The organism is Brevibacterium sp. H602 (assembly GCF_051172395.1).
GTDB lineage: Bacteria > Actinomycetota > Actinomycetes > Actinomycetales > Brevibacteriaceae > Brevibacterium.
In genome coordinates this window covers 1-19,883 of record NZ_JBPIZD010000002.1, presented here as the reverse complement: position 1 = coordinate 19,883, position 19,883 = coordinate 1, and the positions used below count along the sequence as shown (strand labels likewise).

The window sequence follows — 19,883 nt, the reverse complement described above, 5'->3', positions numbered from 1 at the left end:
GACAACATTTCCGGGAAATCACGAGAATACTTACATAAATACCTGATGTTTAAGCGATCGGGATACCCTTCTATACCGGATCCAGTTCCCCTCCGTTCGACACCGAGGCGGCACCACTGCGCGGCGTCGACGAGTGGCTCACTCCATTCCGTCGTTGCTGGGTCCCGCAATTGGACATGCTCTCAGCCGAGATCGCCCGCGCAAAGTGACAGTGCCGTCTGGCAGAAGCCGAATCAGACACCATTCCACCGCTGCGCATCCTTGGTTACCATGAAGTACCGCCGATCTTCGGCGGACCTCCCGCACCTCACTTTCAACCGCCGTCAGATCATCGACGACCTTCGAGGAGCATTGATGACCACCTCCGACTCCAGTCGCCCCACCGAAGACCAGGTCCTCGCCGCGCAGGCCGACGCCGTCGACCGCGGGCTCAACATCACCGTCGGGAGCGACACCCAGCACACGGTCCAGACGCTGAGCCAGACCTACCCGACCACAGTCGCCGACCTCTGGGAAGCCTGCACCGACCCGGTCCGGCTCCAGCGCTGGTTCGCTCCGGTCAGCGGCGACCTCGAACTCGGCGACCGCTACCAGATCGAAGGCAATGCCTCGGGCACGATCGAGAGCTGCGAACCGCCCCACTTCTACTCGCTGACCTGGGAATTCGCGGGAGGAGTCAGCCACGTCACCGTCCGCATCGCCGAGGCAGACGGCGGCGCACGCCTCACCCTCGAGCACTCGCACGCAGGTGAGGCGAACGCCGATTTCTGGGTCCGGTTCGGACCGGGCGCCACCGGGGTCGGGTGGGACATCTCCCTCCTCGGTCTCGCCAACCATCTCGTGGCCGGCACGTGACGCCCAGAAGACGAGAACGAGTGGGTCACCTCGGCGCCGGCACAGGAATTCGTCCGCACCTCCAGCACCCGCTGGGGCGAGGCCTCGGCGGCGGCAGGCACACCGGTCGATCAGGCTCGCGCCGCCGCTGAACGCACCACCGGTTTCTACCTCGGCCAGCCTCCGGCCGAGTGACCTACATCCGCCGACCGAACCAACGGCGGAATACCTCGCTGCAGCGACTTCACCGTCCTTGGGTGGGCGTTCTGGTCACGCGTTGCTCAACAGAACGTGACCAAAACGACCACCTAATGACGGAAGGCGCGGAAAGGTCCCGCCTACTCCCCCGCCTACTCCCCCGTCTGCTTCCGGGCCCCCAGCGCCAGCCGGGCGATATCGCGCAGCACTTCGAGTTCCTCGCTGCCGTCGAGCAGCGCCCGCAGTTCGATGGCCGCGCGGCTGAGCAGGCTGCGATAGGCGCCGGCGACGTTGTCCGGCTCCCGTGTCAGCGGGTAGGACACGCAAAGGGCGAACACGATCGCCTCGACGGTGAAGGCCACACTCGCCGAGGCGGTCCCGGCCACCCGTGCCTGCTTCGTCGCGTAGAACTCCGCTGGGTTTCCCGGCCCGCACAGCGCCAGGGCAGCCGAGCCGCCATCGACGAGCGGGAGCACCGCCCCGACTCCGCGCGAGACGCGCAGCTCATGATCGGCTTCGACATTGCGCACGCACACACGGTCCTCACCGACTCGGACCCACAGCTGCACGGATTCCCCGGTCATCGTCCGCAGATGGTCGAGCACCGAGTTCGTCGTGGCGATATTGCGCCGGCCCGGGAAGGGCCCCAACCGCAGCAGCCCCGAGGAGTCACGGACGATGAACTTGTGCGTCCGCAGATCGGTCAGCAGCCGATACGTCGTCGACTTCGAATAGCCGAGGCGGCGGCACACCTCGGCAGCCGTCATCGGCGAGTCCTGGAGGACTTCGAGGATGGCCGCACTGCGGTCGATGACTCCGATCTCCGCCGGCGCCTGTTCAGAACTCTTCATTCCCACTCCTCACGACACCGTCACATCGGCGAGCAGCTTCCGCCGGGACACCCACCACCGGAAGATGATGGGTCCGATGATGCCGAGCACCATGAGGATGATGATCGACAGCGAGATCGGCCTGGTGACCAGGGGTGCGAACGATCCGCCGGAGATCTGCAGCATGCGCCGGAAGTTGTCCTCGAGCAGCGGTACGAGCACGAGCGCCAAGATCGCCGGAGCCAAGGGGATGCCGCCCTTCTCCATGAGGTAGCCGATGACTCCGAAGATGCCGAGCATCATCAGCCCGAACAGGCTGAATTCGATGGCGTAGGCGCCGATGACCACGAGCACGAGGATGGACGAGAAGAGGATCTCCTTGGGCATCTTCAGCAGCTTCACGAAGACCCCGACCAGCGGCAGGTTGAGGATGATGAGCGCGATGTTGCCGATGTACATGCTCGCGATGATCGTCCAGATCAGTCCGGTCTCGTCCCGGAAGATCAGCGGTCCTGGCTGCAGACCGTACATCGTGAACACGAAGAGCAGCAGCGCCGTCGTCGCCGAACCCGGGATGCCGAGGCTGAACAGCGGAATCATCGCACCGCCGACACCGGCATTGTTCGCCGCTTCCGGACCGGCCACGCCTTCGATGGCGCCGTGACCGAATTCGTCCTTCCGCTTCGAGATCCGCTTCTCCATGATGTACGACATGAACGAAGCCAGCGAGGGACCGACTCCGGGCAGGATGCCGATGATGAACCCGACGACGGAACCGCGGGCCCAGGGCCCGGCCGACCGCTGCCAGTCTTCCTTCGTCATCCACTTGTCGTTGCCGAAGCTCTGGATCTCGTCCTTGGCCCCACGTCCGAGCGCGAGGTTCCGGATCGCCTCGGGGATAGCGAAGAGCGCCATCGCGAAGATCGTGAAGTCGATCCCGTCGGAGAGCAGACTCATCCCGAACGTCTGCCGGGGCAGCCCGGTCTGGAAGTCGAGGCCGATGAGGCCGACGGCCAATCCGATGAAGATCGAGATGAGCGCCTTCGCCCGCGAGCCCGCCGACATCGTCGACGCGAGCAGCAGAGCCGTGGCCATGAGCAGGAAGTATTCGGTGGCGCCGAAGACGTTCGCGAGCTTGACGAGCACCGGGGACAGGAACGTCAGCCCGATGATCGCCAGGGTGCCGGCGAGGAACGAACCGATCGCCGCGGTCGCCAGGGCGGCCTTGCCCCGACCGCGGCGGGCCATCTCGTAGCCCTCGATCGCGGTCACCGCGCTGGCGACCTCACCGGGGGTTTTGATGAGCGTAGCGGTGATCGAACCGCCGTACATCGACCCGTAGTAGATTCCGCACAGCAGGATGAGGCCGTGCACCGGCTCCATGCCGAAGGAGACCGGGATGAGGATCGCGATCGCAGAGATCGGTCCGATTCCCGGCAGCACTCCGACGACTGTGCCGAGCAGCACGCCGAGGAGGGCGAAGGCGAGGCTGACCGGTTCGAGCGCCGAGGCGAAGCCGCCGCCCAGATCGATGAGAGTATCCATGTCCGCCCCCCCCCCCCTAACCCAGGATCCCGACGGGCAGGTACACCGCGAGCCCGTAGACGAACGCCGCGTAGACCACGCCGGCGAAGACGACGGAGAAGATGAGGTTGCGGATCCACTTCTCCGGCGCATAGATGCTGGTCAGCCCCATCAGAAACGCCGCCGTCGACAGCAGGAATCCAACCGGGATGAGGATCGCGAGGTAGACGAAGAAGAGCGCGAACTGGAACACGACCTTGCGCACCTGCGGCTCCGGTGGGGCCTCGAGGACGATCCCGCCTGCCCCCTCCTGGCCGGAGGATCGGTCGGCGGTTTCACGGGATGATTCCCCCGCCGAGGCGGCCGCACCGTCCCCACCCCCCACCGCGGTCGAGCGCGCGGACCCGGGCGCCGCCTCGGCGAGGGTGTCCTTCCGGTGCCGGAGGACGGCCTGACCTGCCAGGAAGAGGCCGAGCACGATGAGTCCGATCCCGACGATGGCGGGGAAGGTGCGCGGGGTGACGATGTTCGCGGTCTCCTGGATGGAGAACGTCGCGATGTAGTACACCGCGCCGATGACGGCGATGGCGCCGCCGGTGATGAGGTCGGTGCGGAAAGCAGTCATTTGCTGTTGCCCAGATCGGTTTCCTTCACGCCTTCTTCCACTGTCTTCGCAGCGTCATCGACGTAGGCCTGTGCTTCGTCACCGGTGTGGAATTCGGTGGCCCACTGGTTGTTCTTCAGGGTCTCCTGCCAGGCGTCGGACTTGCTCACGTCTTCGAGCGCCTTGGCCCAGAAGTCGACGGCTTCCTGCGGCATCTCGGCGGGTCCGTAGACTCCGCGCCAGTTGCCCAGGGTCACGTCGTAGCCGGAGTCCTTCGCGGTGGGCACCTTGTCGAAGGGCGCTGCCAGCGGTTCCTGGGCGAAAGTGACGAGCGGTTCGATGTCACCGGCTTCGATGACGGAGCGGAATTCGCTCATGCCGGCGATGGCGACCTTCGCGTCCCCGTTGAGCATGGCGGTCGTCTGCTCGCCGCCGCCGTCGTAGTTGACGAAGTTGATGTCGGCCGGGTCGACGCCGGCTTCCTTCGCAAACAGGGCGAACGGCAGGGTGTCGTCTCCGGCGGCTGCGACGGTGACCTTCTGCGGGTCGTCCTTGAGCGCCTTGACCAGGGCGTCGAGATCCTTGAAGTCCCCGTCCTTCGGGGTCACGACCATGAAGTCCTCGACGTAGAGGGTAGCGATGAGAGTCGTGTCTTCGGGACCGAATTCGCAGAGATTGCGCGCCTTCATCGTCTGGCTGGCCAGGGAGGTGATGGCGATCTGATCGTCCTTGCCCTTCTCCTGCTGCATCATCGACGTCAGCCACGAGCAGCCGGTGCCGCCGGGTTTGTTCTGCACGGGCAGCGGCGTCGAGACGATGTCGTCCTTCTGCAGCGCCTCGACCAGCGCCCGTGCCGTGGTGTCCCAGCCGGATCCGGGTTCGGCCGGGGCGGTGACCGTGACCGGTCCCTTCGGATAGTCGCCGCCCTCGCCCGGGGGCTGCGCCTTGTTTCCGCAGGCGGTGGCGACGAGGGCGACCGTGGCGAGCACGGCTCCGATCTTCGCCGCGCGCTTGCGAGTGCTCGTCGACCCTTCCTTCGCCGAGGCGGCCGTCCGTGTGCGTGTGATCGTCGTTGATCGCATGAGCTGTCCCCTTGTGTGTTCGGTTCTCGATATTTGGTGGTGTATTGGTGGGTATGGTGCTGGTGGTGCCGCTGAGCGAGTTGTCAGTCCAGGCGGTTCTCGTCAGGCTGGGGCCCGTCGACCGGTGGGCCCGTCGGCACTGCCGGGCCGTCCCGGTAGTGGCTGTTGTGGCGGCCCGGTTCCGGCACATCGCTGCGCAGGCCGAGCCGGTTCCCGTCGAAGGTCAGCGGCAGCAGCGGCACATCGACGCTGACGCCCGTCGGCAGCCCGGTGTGGGCGAGCGCTCCGGAGGCGACGAGGTGCGGATCGTCGGTGAGGTCGGCGGGAGTATTGACCGGGGCGACCGGCAGTCCGCGCCGGGTGCACTTCTCTTCGATCTCGGCCAGGCTCAGCTGGGACAGTGCCTGCTGGAGTTCTGAATGGATGCGGTCGCGTTGGTCGACCCGGCCCTGGTTGGTCAGCATGTCCGGGTCGGCGGCGAGCCCTGTCAGCCCGAATTCGTCGCAGAGGTCGCGCCATTGCCCGTCGGAGACGGCAGCGACGAAGACCTGGTTGTCGTCGGCGTCGCGGAAGATATCGTAGACGGCCCAGGTGGCCTGCCTGGTCGGCATCGGTCGGGGTGGTTCGCCGCTGATCTGGGACTGTGCCATATGCGTGCCGACGAGGAAGGCGTTGTTCTCGAACAGTGCGGAGTTGATGAGTTTTCCGCGGCCGGTGGTCTCGCGCACCCGCAGTGCGGACTGGATGCCGATGACTCCGAACATTCCGCCCATGATGTCGTTGACGCTGGCGCCGGCGCGCAGCGGCTGCCCGGGAGGGCCGGTCATATAGGCCAGTCCGCCGAGCATCTGCACGACCTCGTCGAGGGCGGCCCGGTTCCCGTAGGGACCGGAGAGGAACCCCTTGAGGGAGCAGTAGATGAGTCCGGGATTCCGTGCGGACAACTCCTCGTATCCGAATCCGATCGAGTCCATTTTGCCGACGCGAAAGTTCTCGAGGAGGACGTCGGCGGAATCGATGAGGTCGAGGACGCGGTCACGGTCGGCCGCCTCGGCGATATCGAGTTGGACGCTGTGCTTGTTGCGGTTGAACGCGGGGAAAAGACCGGATCCGGACCCGGGCAGGTAGCGGGTCTTGTCGCCGGGACCGCGGGGTTCGATCTTGATGACCTCGGCGCCGAGGTCGGCCAGGATCATCCCGCAGCTGGGCCCCATGACCATGTGGGAGAACTCGATGACGCGGATGCCTTCGAGCGGCAGGGGTTCGGGGGTCGTTGCGGGTGCGTGTTCGGTGGTCATCTCGGTGGTCATTTCAGGCCTTCGCCGAGGCGGCCGCGAACCGGTCGTCGAAGACCGCGGGGGTGGCGGGAATGTCGGACAGGCTCGAGGTGAGGTTGTGCCCGACGGCGGCGATGAGGGGCTCGCGGACCTCGGTGAGCGCGTCGACGTCGACGCCGGTGGCCACGCCTTCGCGGTGGAGGAGGTGGACGAGGTCGTCGGTGCCGATGTTGCCGGCAGCGCCCGGCGCGAATGGGCAGCCGCCGAGTCCGCCCATGGCCGCGTCGAAGTTCGCGATCCCGAGGTCGAGGGCGGCGATGACGTTGGCCATTCCGAAGTTATAGGTGTCGTGGAGGTGGAGGTTGACAGGTTTGTCCGCGAAGGCCTCGAGGACCGCCGAGGTGTTGCGGCGGACCAGCGACGGGTTGGCGTTGCCGATGGTGTCGGCGACTCCGACTCCGTGGGCTCCGGCATCGACGAAGGGGCGGAGGACTTCGACGAGGTGGTCCGCCTCGGTGATCCCGTCGAAGGGGCAGATGAAACTCACGGCGGTCGTGATGTCGAAGCGCAGTCCCTGGTCACGGGCGAAGACGGCAGCGTCCATGAGGCGGTCGGAGGCCTCGGCGATGGAGGCGTCGGAGTTCGCTTTCGAGTGCCCCTCGGAGGCCGAGAGCACGAGTTTGATGTTCTTGGCGCCTGCGTCGACGGCCCGCTGGGCGCCCTTGAGGTTGAAGACGAGGGTATAGAACTCGACTCCGTCGGCCTCGTGCGGAGCCAGGCGGCGCAGCAGCTCGTCGGTGTCGGCCATCTGCGGGACCTTCTTCGGATTGACGAAGGAGCCGACCTCGATGTGCTTGAGGCCCGAGCCGATGAGGTTCTCAGCCAGGGCAACCTTGACGTCGGTGGGCACGATCGCCTTTTCGATCTGCAGCCCGTCGCGCAGAGTGGTGTCGAGGATGTCGACGGACGTGGGCCGGACCATGGGACTCCTTCACGCAGGCTCCCGCTGAGCGGGAAACGGTTCGTCGCCGCGCGTCAATGCGCGACTCCACTCTCGTTATACAACGCGCTCAGTCCACGGCACAGGCTTTGTTCGGCATATGAGAGGTCGGGGAGAATTGCCTGTGTTCAGTCCCGTCTATCGGGACGCTAGGTTCTTCGGCCGGTATGTCTGGATCGCGTGGCCTGCTTCGAGTTCGCTGCGGTCGACGAGCTCCAGGTCGACGACGTCACTCAGACCCGCGAAGAGGTACGGTCCGTGGCCGGCGATGCAGGGGTGGATGACGAATTCGAATTCGTCGATGAGGCCGAGTTCGGCGAGCGCGAGCGGCAACGTCACTCCCCCGACTGCGAGTCCCGTCACGGATTGTTCCTTGAGCTCGCGGACGGCAGTGGCGAGGTCGCCGCGGATGAGTTCGGAGTTCCAGTCGACGCTGTCCAAGGTGCTCGAGACGACGTATTTGCGGGCCGGGTCGATGGCTGCGACGAACGGGTCGAGGTCCTCCTCAGGGGTCGTGTCACCTTCGGGCCGGCGCCAGGCGTCTTCCATCATCTGGTAGGTGATGCGACCGAAGATCAGCCCGTCGGCACGCTTGAGATTGTTCGCATGATGGCGATGGAAATCATCGCTGATGACTCCCACGCGATGATCACAGCAGCCGTCGACGGTGACGTTGATCGAGTACCTCAGCTCGCCCATGGAATAAGAGTAGACCTGGGCGGGCACTGCTGGAAGAGTCAATTCCCGCTGGCGTCGGCATCCCCAGCCAACCTCATGTGCAGGATCGGATAGGGCCGCCCGGCTTCATCGGTCTCACTGCGTCCGATCATTTCGAACCCCTGGTGCCGGTAGAACTCCAGCGCTGAGGTGTTCTGTTCATTGACGTCGACCGTGGTCACATCCTCGTGTTCGATCGCATAGTCAATCAGCGCGGAGCCGATCCCCCGGCCCCGTTCACCAGCGTCGATGACGAGCATCGCGAGGTCTCCGTCGACGACCCCGCAAAACCCTACGGCTCGGCCGTCCAATTCAGCGACGGTGAGTCTCACGGCCGGAAAGTAGTCCGCAGCCAGATGCTTCTCGATCTCGTCCCGGTCGTCGTCGGACAGAAAATCATGCGTGGCGTCGACAGCGCTGCGCCAGATCGCCACAAGGGCAGGGACGTCAGAGCACCCGGATGCGGGCCGAAGCCTGAGGGCTGTCATATCAGTCCGTGTCTTTGGCGGCACCATCAACGTTCCCCTCCGAGTCGGCACCGACATCCGCCTCACCGCGTGCGGCCGAGGCGAGGCCCAGCCACGACAGCACCTCGTCGGTGTGTTCGCCCAAGTCGGGCCCGAGGTGGTCGATCGCGATCGATTCACCGCCGATGACCGGAGTGATTCCCGGGAACGCGACGTCCTCCAGGACCTCCTCGCCGGTGGACACGTCGAGGTTCTGGATCATTCCGCGTGCGGCGAGCTGCTCATCGGCGACGAGGTCTTCGGCCGTGTAGATGGGCCCGGCCGGAACACCCACTTCTTCCAGGGCCCCGACGACGTCCTCAACTGAACGCTCGGCGCACCACTCGCCGATCGCCTCATCGAGTTCGTCGCGCCGTTGCCAACGGCCGGCATTCGTCTGCAGGTCGGCATCCTCGGCGAGATCGGGACGGTCGATCGCCGTCATCAGCCGCGGGAAGATGCCGTCCCCGTTGCCGGCGATGACCACGGATTTCCCGCCGGCGCAGAGGTAGCCGTTCGACGGCGCGATGCCCTCCATCCGACCGCCGGTGCGGGTGCGGACCTCGCCGAAAGCGGAGTAGTCGGGAACGAGGGATTCCATCACGGAGAACATCGCCTCATTGAGCGCGACGTCGACGGTCCGCTCCGACAGCGGACCCTTGCCTTCGAAGCCGTGCGCGGATCCGACGACCGCCTCGGCGGCTCCGGCGATCTTCTGCCGCTGTCGGTCGAAGAGCATCATCACGGCGCCGAAGGCCGCCTGCATGCCGGCGATCGAATCGCCGATCGAGATGCCCACGCGCACGGGTGGGCGGTCGGGATCGCCGACGAGTTCGCGGAAGCCCGAATAGCCTTCGGCGACGGCGGCGAATCCGGGGCGCGACGACATCGGTCCGGTCTGGCCGAATGCGGAGATGCGCACGAAGACGAGGTCGGGGTTGGCGTCCTCGAGCACGTCGGGGCCGAGTCCCCACTTCTCGAGGGTGCCGGGGCGGAAGTTCTCGAGCAGGATGTCGCTGCGGCGGACGAGTTCGAGCACGGCCTCGCGTCCCTCGTCGCTGCGCAGGTCGAGCACGACGGACTTCTTGTTGCGGTTGATCGTGCGGTAGAGCATCGAGGTGTCGCCGGCTTTGAGCCGCCAGTTGCGCAGTTCGTCGCCGGAGCCGGGGCGTTCGACTTTGATCACCTCGGCGCCGAAGTCCGCGAGCATCCGCCCGGCGGTGGGTGCGGCGATGTAGTTGCCGAGTTCGAGGACTCGCACACCGGAAAGGGGAAGTCGGTGCGTGCTCATGACGATGCTCCTAGTTGTGCGTGGTTCGGTTCTCCCATGGTGCCAGGTGTCGGCGAGATCGGCGCGGATATCCGCCGTCCGGGCGGTCGGACGGTCCACCTCGCCGAGGCGGTGCTCAGCTGTTCCGCAACGTGACCTACGCGCGTTGACCGATGGATTCGGTCGGAATCTCAGCCTGCGACCGACCGACCCCGGCACGCACGGCTTCACAGACCGCAACGACGAGGATGTTGACGCCGAGGCCGATGATGCCTTCGCTGATCGCCCACGGCAACGGCAGCCAGAACGTGTAGGCGATGACGACGATCAGCCCCGCCGCGAGACCGGCGATGATCGAGCGAACACTGAGACGACCGCTGAAGAAGAGAGCCGCGGCGATCGCCGGAGCGAGCTGGTCGAGGCCGGAGAACGTCAGCAGCAGGAGGTTCGCCAGCAGGTCGGGCATGACGATGGCCAGCAGCAGCGACAGGGCAGTGGCGACGACGACGATGATCTGAGTCGCAGTGAACTGATGCCGTTCGGATCTGATCCGGAAGACATTGCGTGAAGCCAGGGTCGAGATGCCGATGAGCAGCGCGGCCGAGGGCACCATCGCAGTGGTGATTCCGGCGACGGCGAGGACTCCGATCACCCAATCGGGGAACATCTGTCCGGACAGGTGGAGCAGAGCCGAGTCGGCATCGGTGTTCCGACCGAGGATGACGACGGCCACGTAGCCGACGATGAGCGGCAGGACGATGAAGGTGTTGTAGATCGGCAGCCACAGGTAGTTCTGACGCAGCACCGCGGAGCTGCGGGCTGCGAGGATCGGCGGCCACATGTGCGGAAGAGTCACGAAGGCCACGCCGATGGCGCTGATCGCCATGTTCGAGATGTACCAGGGGATGCCGTATTCCTCTGTGCCCTGGACGCTCAGGAGGTCGGGCATGGTCGCAGCGACGGTGTCGAAGACGTTCGTGAATCCGCCGGTGAAATGGATGGGGATCGAGATGCACACGACGAAGAGCATGACGAGCATGAGCGCGTCTTTGAAGTACGCGGTCGTGGCCACGCCTCGCAGACCCGACCACAGGACGAAGGCGACGACGAGGATGAAAGCGATGACCATTGACCACACGCCCGTCGTTCGGTTACCGGTGACGAGTTGAACGATGAGGCCGAGTCCGGTGATCTGCAGCTGCAGGTAGGGCAGCAGAAAGATGACTCCGCAGATGCCTGCGATGACTCCGAGGGTGCGCGAGGAGTAGCTGTGTTCGAGGAAGTCGGCCTGTGTCAGGTGCCCGCGTGCTTTGGCCATGCGCCAGATCTTCGGGCCGATGAAGTAGAGGACCAGGTAGCCGAGGGGTACGTAGGGCATCGAGTAGAAGGCGGCGGCGCCTCCCGAGACCACGAGCCCGGCGGTACCGAGGAAGGTGAAGGTGGTGAAGGTTTCGCCGGCCTGAAGCAGCCAGGTCGTGGCCACGCCGAAGCGTCGGCCGCCGACGGTCCACTCGGAGAGGTCGGCATTGGGCTTCTTGCGTCCGATGAAACCGAGGATCGCGACGAGGACGATTCCGCCGAGGGTGACGATCTCGATAGTGCTCATCTCAGCCCTCCCGACCGTTGTCGGGGTGTGCCTGCACTTCCGGTCGGTCTCCGACTTTGGCCGATGCGAGACTCTCGGCTTCTTCGAGGGCAAGGTCGTCGAGGTGGCCCTGCCGTTCGAGATCGGGGCGGGTCTTCTCGATGATCAGGAGGATGCCGGTGACGAGGAGGCTGCCGGGCACACAGGTCCACCACAAGATGGTCGGCAGCCCGAAAAACAGATGTGGGCCGTTGAGAATCGGCAGCCATTGGAGGACGAAGGCGGCGATCACCGGAATGAGACAGAGAACCGCCCAGACCGTGACGCGACCTTTCGTCACCCGTCGTGTATCGGAATCGGGTGTACTCATTGTGCCTCCCGCACTCGTTCGGCCGGTCTGCTCGGCCGGCGGTCCGACCACCATGATCACGACCACGTCCATCTTCTCTCCACAATTGGTGCTGGACGGTGACGAAATGCCGCTGACAGCAAAGTCGCATTGAAAAGCTGCCTTGGCTGAACATCAGCTGCGGCTTGAGTGAACTTCGTGCAACATTCCTTGAACTCTATTGTCAGCCAGGCTCTGGGTACCGAAGACTGGCAATCGAGTCGCAGACAGCGATGATTCGTCACCGAATGAGGAGTTGGACATGGAATCGAACGATTTCGCAGGCAACAACGACAGCGGTCAGAACGACTTCGGCAATGAGCAGCAGGGCGGTCCCGAGGGCCAGCAGGGTGGCTTCGGCGACCAGGGCGGCCAGCAGGGCCAGTCGGGTCAGCAGGAGCAGGGTGGCTTCGGCGGCCAGGAACAGCAGGCCCAGGGCGGCCAGGAACAGCAGGAGCAGGGCGGCCTCGGCGGCGGCCAGGAACAGTCCGGTGGATTCGACGGCAACGACCGCGAGCAGGGCGGCCAGCCCAGTGGCCAGGGACAGGGCGGCTTCGGCGGCGATGATCGCGGCCAGCAGGCTCAGGGCGGTCAGAACGACGGCGGATTCGGCGGAGACCACGACCGCGAACAGGGCGGTCAGCCCGGCGGTCAGGAGCAGGGTGGCTTCGGCGGCCGGGATCAGGGCCAGGGTGGCTTCGGTGGCGAGCAGGGCGGATTCGACGAGAACCGCTGATCTCAGCACCCACCTGATCCGGCGTCACCTCTGAGACGCGGGTCCCCAAGCACAAGCGGCGCACCATTCATAGGTGCGCCGCTTCGTGCATTCACTCGGTGACGGTCACGACCTGACGGTGCCGGCCGAGCCCTTCGAGCTCGAGTTCGACCGTGTCCCCGTCTGCCAGGTACGGGTACTGTCCGGACAGCGCGACGCCCTGTGGGGTGCCGGTGAGGATGACGTTGCCCGGTTCGAAGGCCATCGCCTGGCTGAGCTGGACGATGATCTCGCCGACGGAGAAGATGAGGTCACTCGTCGACGAATCCTGGCGAGCTTCGCCATTGACCCAGCTGCGCAGTCGCAGGTTGCCGGGGTCCACCTCGGCGGCGGGGCGGATCCACGGCCCGAGCGGGGTGAACCCGGGCAGATTCTTCCCCTTCGACCACTGTCCCCCGGACTCCTCGATCTGCAGTCAGCGTTCGGACAGATCGTTGCCGAGCACGTACCCGGCGACGTGGTTGAGTCCTTCCTCCGCCGAGGCGGCCCTGAAGGTCCGTGACCCGATGACCACTCCGAGTTCGACCTCCCAATCGGCTTTCGCCGCATACGGCGGCAGTTCGATCGGGTCATTGGGCCCGGCGATGGTCGAGGGCATCTTAAAGAAGATGACAGGGCGCTCGGGAGGTTCGGCTCCGGCCTCACGAGCATGCGCTGCATAGTTCATGCCCACGCACACGATGGCAGAAGGCCTGGTCAGCGGCGCGCCGATGCGCATCTCATCGGCACCGTCGAGCGTGCTGAGCTTGCCGGCGGCGAGCGCATCTCGCACGTGCTCGATGCCGTCGGCGGCAAAGAAGTTCGGATCGATGTCATCGAACAGTGGACGGAGGTCGAAGCAGACTCCATCGTGGCGGACTGCCGGAATCTCGTGTCCGATCGGTCCCAGTCGCAGCAGTTCCATGCGGTTCCTCTCTACTAGCTCCAGGCCACGTCGTTGTGACCTGCCGCCACGCTAGCGAAACTGCCGAGGCCAATTTGGAACCGCTCAAGTATTGGACAATCGCAGCCCCGCAGAGACACGACGTATCAGGACCATCCCTCACTCGCAGTGCCACACCACCCCATTCCTGCAGGGGGTTATGCCACCACGGGTGAGGGGATACCTCGCAGCCTGTAGGACGAGCCACTTGCAGGGGGTTGTGGCCCTAACAGTGAGTGATGCCCGAAAGCCCCTCGGCGCATGTTCAGCCGGCGGGGCTCACACAGCACTCACACTGTCTGCTGGCGGATGTAATCGGCTTTCGCGCGGCGGGGAACGACGACGATCGGCACCGGAGAGTTCTGCAGGATCCGCATCGCATGGCTGCCCAGCGACACGCGCTTGAGAGCACCCAGCCCGGAGGATCCGAGCATCATCACTTCCGGATGCTTCCACTCGACAGCGCCGAGCGCCGCGGCCCAATCGGCGCCGGTTCCCACGACGACGTCAGTCTCACCTGGCTTGATGTGCAGCTGCTCGATCGAGCACAGGATCGTGTCCGTGTCGCGCTGGACGGTCTTCGTCCATTCGTCGATGACGCGCGACTCCATGTCGAAGGGCACGTTCGCCGAGGCGACCACACGCGAACGCGGAGCGAACGAGGCGATGCGGAACGGCACGTCCGACTCCGCCGAAACCATCGCAGCACCAAGAATGAGATCCGCCGAGGTGGACGACCCCGAGTACGCGGCAGTGATCCGCTCCAGCCGCGCCCCCGCAGGCGCTTCGAATCCGGCCGGGGCCAGGGCCACCGGCAGCCTGGCGCTGTGCAGCAGACCGTTCGACACCGAACCGAGCGCGATCTTGCCCGGCCTTCCTTCCGACGATGGTCCGACGACGAGGCGATAGGCATCGGTCTTCTCACACATCTCGAGCAGACCCCGCCGCGACGACCGCGCGGAATGGAGGACGCATTCGGACTCGATATCGCTGGGAATGAGCGCACGCGCCTCGTCGAGGGCCGCCTCGGCGACGGTGCGGAACCTGTTCTCGTACTGGCTCTCGAAGTGCACGGGCGCCATCGGGAACGCAGCGGAGTCCACGGCGGTTGCGACGAGCCGGCGCCGATAGGTGCGGGCGAGGACGACACCCAGCTCGACGGCTGCGCGGTTGTCCTGACCTGGGGCAAGACCGACGACGATGCTCATTTGGCTCCTCCTGTGGAGTCCGTTCCGGCGGATTCGGGATCGGTGGGTCCCGCCTCGGCGAGCTGCTTGCCGAGGACGGAGGACTTGCGGCCGAAGATGAAGTACAGGCCCAGGATGAAGGCGGTCCAGATGATGAAGACGACGATCGTGATGACCTGCAGGCTCGAGATGATCCAGAAGCAGCCGATGATCGAGAGCACCGGCAGGACGGGATAGAACGGGACCTTGAAACCGCGCTCGAGATTGGGTTCGCGCACGCGCAGGATGATCACGGCCAGGGAGACGACGACGAAGGCGACGAGGGTGCCGATCGAGGTCATCTCGGCGAGGAAATTCAACGGGATGAAGCCGGCGAGGACCGCGATGACGGCGGAGACGACGATCGTGCCTTTGACCGGGGTGAGTGTGCGGGGATTGACCTCGCGGAAGAGCTTGGGCATCATTCCGTCGCCGGCCATCGTGAAGAGGATGCGCGATTGGCCGTAGATGGAGACCAGGGTGACGGAGAAGATCGAGATCACCGCGCCGGCGGCCACGACCGTGCCGGGCCACTGTGAGCCGACGATGTTCTCGAGAATGGCCGACAGTCCGGCGGTCTGTCCGTCGAACTCCTCCCACGGCTGGGCGGACAGGGCGGCGACGGCGACGAGGACGTAGACGGAGGTGACGATGATGAGGGCGGCGATGAGGGCGCGGGGCATCGTCTTCTTCGGGTTCTTCGTCTCATCACCGGCCGTGGCGACGGCGTCCATGCCGACGTAGCTGAAGAAGATCAGACCGGAACCGGCGACGACTCCGGAGATGCCGAAGGGGGCGAAGTCAGAGAAGTTGTCGGTGTTCCAACCGGTGACGCCGACGCAGACGAAGAAGATGAGGACGCCGACCTTGAGGCAGACCATGATCGCGTTGACGACGATGGATTCGCCGGTGCCGCGCACCAGCAGGAAGCAGCACATCGCCAGCAGCAGGATCGCCGGGAGGTTGACGATTCCGCCTTCTTCCGGCGCATAGGCCAGGGCATGCGGGATCTCGAATCCGAAGAGATTGAACAGCAGCTGGTTGACGTATTGCGACCAGCCGACGGCGACGGCGGCTCCCGCGACTCCGTATTCGAGGAGGAGACAGGCGGCCACGCCCATCGCCGGCAACTCACCGAGGGTCGCGTAGGCATAGGAGTAGGAGGAACCGGAGACGGGCACGGAGCCGGCGAGCTCGGCATAGCAGATGACCGCGAGGCCGGCGACGGCACCGGCGATGACGAATGACCAGATCACGGCGGGACCCGCCACCGGAACGGACTCGGAGAGGATGAAGAAGATGCCGGTGCCGATGGTCGAGCCGACGCCGACCATCGTCAGCGAGAACAGCCCGATCGTGCGTTTGAGATCGGTCTCGACGTCTTCCTTCTGCCGCGGCACCGGTTTGATCCGGAACAGCTGCTGTCGCAGTGTGGGCAAGTTCTTCTCCAGACATCATCGTCGGGCGCTGTGGGTCCGCGCAGGACAGGTGGTTCTCGTCAAAGGACGGCGTCACTGCCGGCGGGCGCCGAGCCGGCTCCCGCTATGAGCGACCTTACGTCGATTTCGGTGAGCTTGCGGGTGTGTCGGAAAAATTCTGTCGCAGATTTCGGACACCGGTGTCGTCATCGGCAGCACTTCCACCACTTCGCCGAGGCGGGGCGACGATCACCGCCGACCCGACGTCGCCGCCGTGGTCAGTTCGCCGTCAGGATCAGTTCGCCGTCGGCGGGAGCATCAGGGTCGGGTGCTCTCAGGGTCGGGTGCGGCGGTAGTGGCGCAGGGCTTTGTCCCGTCCCCCGCACGTCTGCATCGAACACCAGCGGCGGCTGCGGTTGCGTGAGGTGTCGATGAAGAGCCAGCGGCAGCTCGGGCAGGACTTGAGGCGGTCGAGGCGGGTTCCGGTGAGTTCGTCGATCGCGGATTGGGCGAACAGTGCGATCAGCGCCTTCGCGCTCCAGGCATCTGGCCAGTCTCTGACGAGCGGGGCGGTCCCGTCGGACGGTCCTGCAGGAGCACGGAAAGCGAACTTCTGGAGACTCCGGGCATGCGCCTCGGTGATGGTGTCGAGGCTGCGTTGGGGCACGCGGCCACCCGATGCGAGCGCATCGAAGACGTCGAAGACGTGCTCGCGGAATTTCCGCAGCTCTGCGAGGTCCCGCTCGGCAAAGTCGGCATCGCGGTCGAGGTCGAGCGAACTCATCCAGTCCGCGGCGGTCGCGGGGTCGGCCAGCCAGTCACGGTCACCGCTGGCGCGATCGGGGATTGAGTTGGTCAGCTCCAGGCACAGCGCATTGCCCACATGTTCAAACTCCATGAATCGACTTTACCATCTACTAACTCTTGACTGGTGATAATTTCTGGACGAGACTTGACTATCTACATTGCTTTTGCCGGTAAACATAGGATGGCTGATGCCATGATCACCCCGTTCGGCCGCCTCTGGGCAAGCGCCTGCTCGTCCAACCTCGGAGATGGAATCGCGCTGACGTCGTTTCCGCTCATCGCGCTCACCGCCGGGGCCTCCCCCGGCGAGGTCGCCCTGGTCACGACGGCGGCGACGATCGCCTGGCCGTTGTGCGGGCTGCACGCAGGCTGGCTCGTCGATCGCCTCTCTCCGCAGCTGCTGCTGACCGTGGCCAACGGTGCGCGTGCGCTCATGCTTCTCGGCCTCACAGCAGCGATCGCCTGCGACGCGTTCGTCGCACCGGCGGTCATGATCGCAGCCCTCGTCTATGGCATCGCCGAGACCCTGGTCGACACCTCCCTCATCGCGGGAATCCCGCGGATCGTCCCCAAACACCAGCTCACCGGGGCGAACGCCAAGATGGAAGCGACGATCAATATCGCCAATGAGCTCGCGGGTCCACCCTTGGCCGGGTTCCTTCTCGGCGCGGCCGGACTCGCCGCGGCAGCGGTCGGCAGCGGGCTCTATGCACTCGCGGCGCTGGCCGGGCTCAGCCTGCTGGTGGCGATGCGCAGTCGGTCGACGACTGCCGCCGCAGAGGGCGCCGACCCCGAAAAACCCACACCTCGCATCCGCGACGGCTTGCGATACCTGTGGAGAGATCGCCTGCAGCGCGAGCTGACGGTGCTGACGGCGGCGATGAGTCTCATCTGGGGCGCCTGGACGGCGATGTTCGTTCTCTACGCAGTTGCGCCCGGTCCGCTGGGCCTCAGCACTGTCGCCTACGGATGGGTTCTGGCCGCGATGGCTGTCGGCGGAATCGTCGCCGCGGGCGTTATCGAACGGCTGCAGAGGCGAGTGTCGACAACTCTTCTCCTCTTCATCGACACGGTCGGCACGATCGGGCTCGTCCTTCCGGCCGCACTCGGAGCCCCGCTGCCGGTCATCGTCGCCGGTGTCGTCCTCGCCGGAGCCGGGTCCACCGTCTGGAGGGTCATCGTCGCGGTGATCCGGCAGCAGGCCACTCCCCTGCCGCTCCTCGGTCGCGTCTACTCGGCCTCGCGGGTCATCAGCTGGGGCGCACTTCCCCTCGGATCGGCATTGGCCGCCCTGGCGGTCGAGTCCTTGGACATCGAGACGGTGTTCCTCATCGCCTCGGCGGTGGCGGGTGCCGTCTGTGTCTGGTTCACTCTGCGCTTCCGGAGTCTGCACACTCGCATCGCGGGCCTCGAGGCCGAAACGAGCGCCTAGATGTCTATTCAACCAAACGGTTGACTACCAGCATCCATCGGGTCTACATTGTTATTTAACCAATTGGTTGAAGTCAGATTTCGATGCAGACGCCCAGGAGGCCCCATGGCCGATCAGCTGTCCAAGGTCTTCGCGGCACTTGCCGATCCGACCCGTCGGGACATGGTGGCTCGGCTCAGTCTCGCGGATGCGACGGTGAACGAACTCGCCGAACCCTACGACGTCAGCGTCCAAGCCGTATCGAAACATCTCAAGGTGCTAGAGGACTCCGGACTGGTCTCCCGCACCCGTGACGCCCAGCGCAGACCGGTCCACCTCGAAGACAATGTGTTCGATCTGATGACGAAGTGGATCGAAAGGTACAGACAACAGGCAGAGGAACGCTACCAACGCCTCGACGCCGTCCTCGAACAGATGGACGCGGACGAGGAAGCGAACAATTCGGACTCGAGCGCCGCCTCGGCGACGGGATCCGAAGATAAGTCACCCCATAGAAAATCACGCAAAGGAGCATGACATGACCACCACAGACACCGCAGCCGATTTTTCGACTCTCAAGCTCGACGTCCCCGAGGGGGTGCAGACTGTCTCCATCACCCGCGATTTCGCCGCCTCACCGGACAAGGTGTTCCGGGCCCACATCGACCCCGAACTGTTCGTCAAGTGGTGCGGACCGGACTCGATCACGAACACGATCCGCGAATGGAATGCGACGACCGGCGGGAATTGGAGCTACGTTTCGAGCGATGATCGTGGCGAGTACGCGTTCTTCGGCTCGTTCCACGAGGTGCGAGAGAATGAGCGCATCGTCCAGACCTTCACCTATGAGGGGTTCGCGGACGCGGTCAACCTCGAGATCCTCACTCTCACCGACCTCGGTGACGGGCGGACACGACTGATGTCGACCTCGATCTTCGACTCACTCGAATCCCGCGACGGCATGGTCGCCTCGGGCATAGAGCACGGCATCGTCGAGGGCTACAACAAACTCGACCGCCTCCTCGTCGAGGCCTAATTACTACGTGACGGGGGCTGAGCAACCTGGCGCCAGGTTGCTGAGCCGCCGTCAGGTAGTTCGGGAGGGGGCGGACGACCTGGCAATGTACAGGCACAGCTCGTTGATGCCGATGAGGAAGACACCGGAGCCCAGCAGGGCTGCGCCCGGGACCTCGACCGCGAGGATCAGCAGGATGATTCCCGCAACGACGAGCGGATAGCTCAATGCTGTCAGCAGCAGGGAGCGACGGGCGGGTTCCTGCAAGTTTCTGATCACCGTTCCAGTTGATGGGCTGGGCTGACTGGACCGTCATCACGTCCGACGAACCTTCAACGGGCGTCGTAACGGTGACGGGACCACTCAACAGTAGCGGGCCTCCGAGTCGATGTATCTCCCACAAAAGGATGAAATTCGCTCTCCAAGGCACCTGACGGCGGCTGAGCAACCTGGCGCCAGGTTGATCAGCCGACGTCAGGTAGCAGTTAGGGGCG

The 19,883-nt window shown here is 65.0% G+C and carries 20 protein-coding genes and 1 pseudogene; 4 read left to right on the top strand and 17 right to left on the bottom strand.

Going from position 1 to position 19,883, the window contains the following annotated elements; genetic code table 11:
• Positions 1-354 precede the first annotated feature (354 nt).
• A complete protein-coding gene (locus ACSBQT_RS02255; RefSeq protein WP_410709512.1) occupies positions 355-855 on the top strand; it encodes an SRPBCC family protein in 501 nt (166 codons plus the stop codon).
• Positions 856-1,184: 329 nt separating this feature from the next.
• Here ACSBQT_RS02255 and ACSBQT_RS02250 read toward each other — a convergent pair whose 3' ends face one another.
• From ACSBQT_RS02250 to ACSBQT_RS02175, 16 genes and pseudogenes are all read right to left on the bottom strand, one after another.
• Complete coding sequence (locus tag ACSBQT_RS02250) at positions 1,185-1,883, bottom strand: helix-turn-helix domain-containing protein (protein WP_410709511.1); 699 nt, start codon at positions 1,881-1,883, stop codon at positions 1,185-1,187.
• Positions 1,884-1,892: 9 nt separating this feature from the next.
• Positions 1,893-3,407 (bottom strand): tripartite tricarboxylate transporter permease, encoded by a 1,515-nt coding sequence (locus ACSBQT_RS02245; RefSeq protein ID WP_410709510.1) that lies wholly within the window; start codon positions 3,405-3,407, stop codon positions 1,893-1,895.
• 16 nt (positions 3,408-3,423) lie between these two features.
• On the bottom strand, positions 3,424-4,011 hold the full coding sequence (locus tag ACSBQT_RS02240) for a tripartite tricarboxylate transporter TctB family protein (RefSeq protein WP_410709509.1): 588 nt from the start codon (positions 4,009-4,011) through the stop codon (positions 3,424-3,426).
• The gene (locus ACSBQT_RS02235) at positions 4,008-5,072 is read right to left on the bottom strand and encodes a Bug family tripartite tricarboxylate transporter substrate binding protein (protein ID WP_410709508.1); all 1,065 of its coding nucleotides are present in this window, start codon (positions 5,070-5,072) and stop codon (positions 4,008-4,010) included. The genes ACSBQT_RS02240 and ACSBQT_RS02235 overlap by 4 nt, the downstream gene beginning before the upstream one ends.
• Positions 5,073-5,155: 83 nt before the next feature.
• The gene (locus ACSBQT_RS02230) at positions 5,156-6,382 is read right to left on the bottom strand and encodes a CaiB/BaiF CoA transferase family protein (protein ID WP_410709507.1); all 1,227 of its coding nucleotides are present in this window, start codon (positions 6,380-6,382) and stop codon (positions 5,156-5,158) included.
• A 1-nt stretch (position 6,383) separates the two neighbouring features.
• Positions 6,384-7,331, bottom strand: coding sequence for a hydroxymethylglutaryl-CoA lyase (locus ACSBQT_RS02225; RefSeq protein WP_410709506.1), 948 nt, complete (start codon positions 7,329-7,331; stop codon positions 6,384-6,386).
• A gap of 156 nt (positions 7,332-7,487) precedes the next feature.
• Positions 7,488-8,048, bottom strand: coding sequence for a dihydrofolate reductase family protein (locus ACSBQT_RS02220; RefSeq protein ID WP_410709505.1), 561 nt, complete (start codon positions 8,046-8,048; stop codon positions 7,488-7,490).
• A gap of 38 nt (positions 8,049-8,086) precedes the next feature.
• Complete coding sequence (locus ACSBQT_RS02215; protein WP_410709504.1) at positions 8,087-8,554, bottom strand: acetyltransferase; 468 nt, start codon at positions 8,552-8,554, stop codon at positions 8,087-8,089.
• A 1-nt stretch (position 8,555) separates the two neighbouring features.
• A complete protein-coding gene (locus ACSBQT_RS02210; RefSeq protein ID WP_410709503.1) occupies positions 8,556-9,863 on the bottom strand; it encodes a CaiB/BaiF CoA transferase family protein in 1,308 nt (435 codons plus the stop codon).
• 136 nt (positions 9,864-9,999) lie between these two features.
• Entirely contained in the window at positions 10,000-11,448 is a 1,449-nt protein-coding gene (locus ACSBQT_RS02205) for a sodium:solute symporter family protein (protein WP_435000780.1), read from the bottom strand.
• A 1-nt stretch (position 11,449) separates the two neighbouring features.
• Positions 11,450-11,797: a hypothetical protein gene (locus tag ACSBQT_RS02200; RefSeq protein WP_410709501.1), complete on the bottom strand. Its 348-nt coding sequence runs from the start codon at positions 11,795-11,797 to the stop codon at positions 11,450-11,452.
• Positions 11,798-12,056: 259 nt separating this feature from the next.
• Positions 12,057-12,560, bottom strand: coding sequence for a hypothetical protein (locus ACSBQT_RS02195; protein WP_435000778.1), 504 nt, complete (start codon positions 12,558-12,560; stop codon positions 12,057-12,059).
• A gap of 82 nt (positions 12,561-12,642) precedes the next feature.
• Positions 12,643-13,494: pseudogene (locus ACSBQT_RS02190) on the bottom strand (fumarylacetoacetate hydrolase family protein).
• A gap of 308 nt (positions 13,495-13,802) precedes the next feature.
• Positions 13,803-14,720 (bottom strand): universal stress protein, encoded by a 918-nt coding sequence (locus tag ACSBQT_RS02185; protein WP_410709498.1) that lies wholly within the window; start codon positions 14,718-14,720, stop codon positions 13,803-13,805.
• Positions 14,717-16,177 (bottom strand): APC family permease, encoded by a 1,461-nt coding sequence (locus ACSBQT_RS02180; RefSeq protein WP_435000777.1) that lies wholly within the window; start codon positions 16,175-16,177, stop codon positions 14,717-14,719. The genes ACSBQT_RS02185 and ACSBQT_RS02180 overlap by 4 nt, the downstream gene beginning before the upstream one ends.
• 313 nt (positions 16,178-16,490) lie before the next feature.
• Positions 16,491-17,054, bottom strand: coding sequence for a CGNR zinc finger domain-containing protein (locus tag ACSBQT_RS02175; protein WP_410709496.1), 564 nt, complete (start codon positions 17,052-17,054; stop codon positions 16,491-16,493).
• Positions 17,055-17,144: 90 nt separating this feature from the next.
• Here ACSBQT_RS02175 and ACSBQT_RS02170 point away from each other — a divergent pair, with 90 nt between their 5' ends.
• From ACSBQT_RS02170 to ACSBQT_RS02160, 3 genes are all read left to right on the top strand, one after another.
• Positions 17,145-18,395 carry an MFS transporter gene (locus ACSBQT_RS02170; protein WP_435000776.1) on the top strand — a complete coding sequence of 417 codons (1,251 nt, stop codon included), beginning with the start codon at positions 17,145-17,147 and terminating at the stop codon, positions 18,393-18,395.
• Between the two features lie 105 nt (positions 18,396-18,500).
• The gene (locus ACSBQT_RS02165) at positions 18,501-18,911 is read left to right on the top strand and encodes an ArsR/SmtB family transcription factor (protein ID WP_410709494.1); all 411 of its coding nucleotides are present in this window, start codon (positions 18,501-18,503) and stop codon (positions 18,909-18,911) included.
• Position 18,912: 1 nt separating this feature from the next.
• The gene (locus ACSBQT_RS02160; RefSeq protein ID WP_410709493.1) at positions 18,913-19,410 is read left to right on the top strand and encodes an SRPBCC family protein; all 498 of its coding nucleotides are present in this window, start codon (positions 18,913-18,915) and stop codon (positions 19,408-19,410) included.
• 51 nt (positions 19,411-19,461) lie between these two features.
• Here ACSBQT_RS02160 and ACSBQT_RS02155 read toward each other — a convergent pair whose 3' ends face one another.
• Positions 19,462-19,668, bottom strand: a complete 207-nt coding sequence (locus tag ACSBQT_RS02155; protein ID WP_139906570.1) for a hypothetical protein — start codon at positions 19,666-19,668, stop codon at positions 19,462-19,464.
• Positions 19,669-19,883 lie beyond the last annotated feature (215 nt).